We start from the raw sequence: 1,114 nt of genomic DNA, 5'->3' as shown, positions 1-1,114 counted from the left end.
CCCCGCTCGAGGGGCCGGCCGTCGTGGGACCAGCCGTCGCAGGGGCGGCGGTCGGGGTGGTCGCGGGCGTCGGGGTCTCCGTCGTCTGCGTCATGGCGAGCCTCCTCGCGGCACCGGGCGGGCCGGTAAGTTACCGGCCGGTAACCACTGTACGCCGAGGACGCCGCTCAGCCCAGGGCGGGCCTCAGGTCGGCCGGCGAGAGCACCCGTCCGCGCCGCGCGGCGAGCGCCGACGCGGCCAGGGCGAGGACGAGGTAGCCGCCGAGGACCGCCACGGCGGTGAGCACCGGGCGCGCCGAGCCCCCCGCCGTCAGCGACCGGAAGGCCTCGACGGCGTAGCTCATGGGCAGCACCTGGTGCACCGCCGCGAGCGGCGCGGGCAGCGTCTGCCACGGGAAGGTGCCGCCGGAGCTGACGAGCTGCAGGACGAGCAGGACCAGGCCCGCGAACTGGCCGGTGAGGCCGAACCAGGCCACGAGGGCGTGGACCACGGCCACGAACGTCGCCGAGGTCAGCAGCAGGAGGGCCAGCAGGCCGAGCGGCGCGGCGGGCTCCAGGCGCAGGACGGCGACGACGACCGTCCACAGCAGCACGGACTGCACGACGCCGACGGCGGCCGCGGGCCCGTACCCGCCGAGCGCCGTCCCGAGCGCCGACCGCCCCGCGGCCGCCGCACGCCGCGAGAGGGGGCGGACGACGAGGAAGAGCACGTAGCCGCCGATCCACAGGGACAGCGCCAGGAGGTACGGCGCGAGGCCCGCGCCGTAGGTGCTCACCTGGGCGGTGCTGGCGCTGGCGGTGGCGACCGGGTCGTTGATGGCGCCGACCGCCCGCTCCCGCTGGTCCGCCGACAGGTCCGGCACGCCGGAGGCGCCCTGGACGAGCCCGTCGCGCAGGGACGCCGCCCCGTCGCGGGCCTGGCCGACGCCCGTCGCGAGAGCCCGGGCTCCCCCGGCCAGCTGCTCGGTGCCGGTGACGGCCTGGTCCTCGCCCGCGGCGAGCTGGCCGGCGCCGTCCGCGAGCGCGGAGGCGCCCTCGTCCAGCGCACGGGCGCTGGCGGCCAGCGGCCGGACGCCCTCGAGGAGCTGCCCGGTGCCGGTGGCGAGCGCGTCCG

At 78.5% G+C, this 1,114-nt stretch carries 1 protein-coding gene; it reads right to left on the bottom strand.

From position 1 onward, the window contains the following. Positions 1 to 167: 167 nt before the first annotated feature. On the bottom strand, positions 168 to 1,114 hold a 947-nt coding region (locus tag HLB09_RS17390), incomplete at its 5' end, for a YhgE/Pip family protein (protein WP_171204530.1).

Origin of the sequence: Pseudokineococcus marinus (assembly GCF_013004605.1) — a bacterium.
Taxonomy (GTDB): Bacteria; Actinomycetota; Actinomycetes; order Actinomycetales; family Quadrisphaeraceae; genus Pseudokineococcus; species Pseudokineococcus marinus.
Note: the sequence above shows the minus strand (reverse complement) of the source record. Positions and strands in the feature narration are given on the sequence as shown.